General features: G+C 69.7%; 3 protein-coding genes and 2 pseudogenes. 2 read left to right on the top strand and 3 right to left on the bottom strand.

Annotation, left to right across the window (positions count from 1 at the left end):
• Positions 1-951, top strand: a 951-nt coding sequence (locus ACY45C_RS15070) for an acyl-CoA dehydrogenase family protein (RefSeq protein ID WP_462188228.1), incomplete at its 5' end; no start/stop codon positions are given.
• Positions 952-1,026: 75 nt separating this feature from the next.
• Here the strand turns inward: ACY45C_RS15070 and ACY45C_RS15065 are convergent.
• A pseudogene (locus ACY45C_RS15065) lies at positions 1,027-1,125 on the bottom strand (3-hydroxyisobutyrate dehydrogenase); the annotation flags it as partial.
• A 412-nt stretch (positions 1,126-1,537) separates the two neighbouring features.
• Between ACY45C_RS15065 and ACY45C_RS15060 the strand changes: the two are divergent.
• Positions 1,538-2,062 (top strand): arsenate reductase ArsC, encoded by a 525-nt coding sequence (locus tag ACY45C_RS15060; protein ID WP_462188227.1) that lies wholly within the window; start codon positions 1,538-1,540, stop codon positions 2,060-2,062.
• On the opposite strand, the gene ACY45C_RS15055 is transcribed toward ACY45C_RS15060, so the two are convergent.
• The gene (locus ACY45C_RS15055) at positions 2,017-2,484 is read right to left on the bottom strand and encodes an MOSC domain-containing protein (protein ID WP_462188226.1); all 468 of its coding nucleotides are present in this window, start codon (positions 2,482-2,484) and stop codon (positions 2,017-2,019) included. The two genes, ACY45C_RS15060 and ACY45C_RS15055, sit on opposite strands and share 46 nt — an antisense overlap.
• A 150-nt stretch (positions 2,485-2,634) precedes the next feature.
• Positions 2,635-2,890: pseudogene (locus tag ACY45C_RS15050) on the bottom strand (SRPBCC family protein); the annotation flags it as partial.

The raw sequence follows: 2,890 nt of genomic DNA, 5'->3' as shown, positions 1-2,890 counted from the left end.
GCCTGGCAGATGGGGGTCCAGGGCGTTATCGGCCGAATGTCGGACTACCTCCCGGAGCAGACGGCCGGCCGGATGTTCCGGGAGAGCGATGGTCTCGTCGTCGGTGGGATCAACCCGTCGGGCCACGCCGAGGCCGTCCCCGGCGGTTACCGGGTACGCGGTCGGTGGTCCTTCGCCAGCGGCTCCACCCACGCCGACTGGCTGGTGTGCGCCTCACTCGTCACCGAAACCAGCGCGGCCGGCGAGGTAGCCGCGGGAGGTATGGCGGACTCGTCGGCCCCGACCCCGCCCACAACCCGGATGATGTTCGTTCCGCGGGATGCCGCCCGTTTCACCGACGACTGGTTCACGATAGGGCTGCGCGGCACCGGGAGCGTCAGCTTCACTGTCGACGACCTCTTCGTCCCCGAGGAGCACACCGTCGACGGCGGGCTGCTGCGCCGGCTGCCCGCGGCCCGGCCCTCGCGCGGCTACCCCATCGCGTACTACGACTTCGGCCCGTTCACGGCCGCGTCAACAGCGCTCGGCATCGCCCAGGACGCGCTGAGCGCCTTCCCGGGGCTGGCGGTCAGCGCGGTTCCTGCCCGCGGGACGGAGACGCTGGCGTCCAGCCACACCGTTCAGGCCGGCATCGCCCGCGCTGCGGCCCTGGTCAGGGCGGGCGAACTGCTGCTCGACGATGCGGCCGGCCACGCGAGTGCCCGCCTCATCGGCGGGGAGAAGCTCAGCGCCCTGATCCGGCTCGCCGCCGCCGCCGGCGGCGAAAACACCCTGAAGGCCGTGGACACCCTGCACGGCCTGGCCGGCACCAGGGCCCTGGGCGCGGCCGGCCGGCTCGACCGCTGCTTCCGCGACATCCACACCGTGGTCGCGCACATCACCCTGGCGCCGACGAACTTCGAGATGGTCGGGTCGTATCTCCTGGGCGGCTCGTTGCTGATGCGGCGCTGACCCTCGCCCGATGCCCCGAGCCCCGAGTACGGTCCTGCGGTTTCCTCCTGCGGTTTCCCCGTCGTGGCGAGCACCCAGGGCGCCCTCGCGGATGGCGGTGATGACGGCCGAGAAGTTCCGACCGGGACCGTCCCGGCGGACGAAGTCCGCGTAGATCTCGGCCGCGGTGTGCCCAGCACCGTACCCATCCCCTTGGGGAGCACCGTACCCATCCCCGCGGGGAGCACCCGGTGACACCCGTGGGAGTATGCCACTGGCAACCCACGGCTGACTCGAACGACTACATCAGTGTTATCAGAATGTTGTTGACAATGACCGGCGACGTTCGCGGTCGGCGATGGTCACGTCGGCAAGACTCGCAGTCCGCGAACATCCGGCCCATGAAATCACAGTCCGCGATGCCACACCCGGCGAAACCGTGTTCGACGATGCCTCACCAAGACATACCCAACACCCGCTACAATGGAAGCCCGCGAACATCAACATTCAAACAAACACCCGACATCCAGATCCGAAGAAAATACATTCCGACGCCCCCCGGCAACCCGTTATCCCACCGTTCCAGCACGGCCGACCAGGAGCGTTCGTGGCTCGTCCGCCCAAAGTGCTGTTCGTCTGCGTTCACAATGCGGGCCGTTCTCAGATAGGCGCCGCTCTGCTCGACCGACATGGTCGTGGCCTGTTCCGCGCCCGATCCGCCGGCACCGCCCCGGCCCCGGCCATCCACCCGGGAGTCGTCACCGTCATGGCCGAGGTAGGCATCGACCTGTCCCGGGAGTCCCCGAAGCGACTGACCAACGAGATGGTCCGCGACTCCATCGTCGTCATCAACATGGGATGCGACGACGCCGTTCCCAGCTACCCCGACACGCGCTACCTCACCTGGAAACTGGATGATCCGGCGGAGTGCGCGCTCGAGGAGATCCGGTCGATCCGCGACGAGATCGACGCCCGCGTCCGGGCGCTGGTCTACAGTCTCGGCGTGGCCGCCCGCGTCGGGCTACTGAAGAACCAGCCCGGTTACACCGGGATCCCGCCTGGCGGTACTGACCCGGATGCGTGGCGCTATCCTCCACCGGTCGGGGCGGGCGCACCCGACACAACCGCGTGATCCGGCGCGACCGCGTCGACGGGCTCGGCCTCCCGGTGCGGGATGATGATCGTCGCGCCGATCCGGACGGTGCCGCCACGCACGACGTCGGCGCGCAGGCCACCCCGGTCGCGTAGCGCGCTCCAGACCCCGGGGCGGGTGAGCTGTTCGAGGTAGGAGCACGGTGGGCAGGGCCGGGCACCGAGCAGGACAACGTCGTCGATGCGGAAGGTCCGCCCGACGAGGTCGAGTAGCGCGACGCCCTCCGTCACCAGGTTTCGCCTGGTCTCCCACTCGGCCAGAGCCACCCCGGCATCCGCGGCCACGGCGGCGATGACCTCACGCTCGATCAGCGTGACGGCACGACCGGCGCCACCGCGCGCAGAGTAGGTCCCGGTGCCGATGGCGTAGCGGTCGCCTTCGAGGCCGTGACCCTCGATCACTCGAACAGCCTCACAGGCCCGCCTCCGGGTACCCCGGATCGGCGTGGTGTAGATCCCGACCAGGCGTCCCGCGGCCATGATGCCGACGCTACCCCGTTTCGGGTCACCCGCGCCCGGACAATCGCGGGAACCCGCGCACCCTCGCCATACTCACCGCCGCGCGGTTTCGGCCTGCTCGGCCTGCTCGGCGCCCCTTTCCTGCTCGGCACTCCCTTTTTCCTCGGCCCGCTCGGCCTCGGCCTGCTCGGCGCGTTCGGCTTGGGCCTGCTCGGCCCGCTGGGAACGGTCGCCGCCCTCTCCCTCGTGGCCGGCCCCCGACTCCTCGGGCTGTGCCACCACTTTGCCGTCGCGCATCTCGCCTCGCCACGACCCGGTTGCCTTGCCCTTCATCATGATGAAACGGCGG

The sequence above is a fragment of the Frankia sp. CcWB2 genome (genome assembly GCF_977927585.1).
This window is presented reverse-complemented; position numbering and strand designations above follow the sequence as displayed.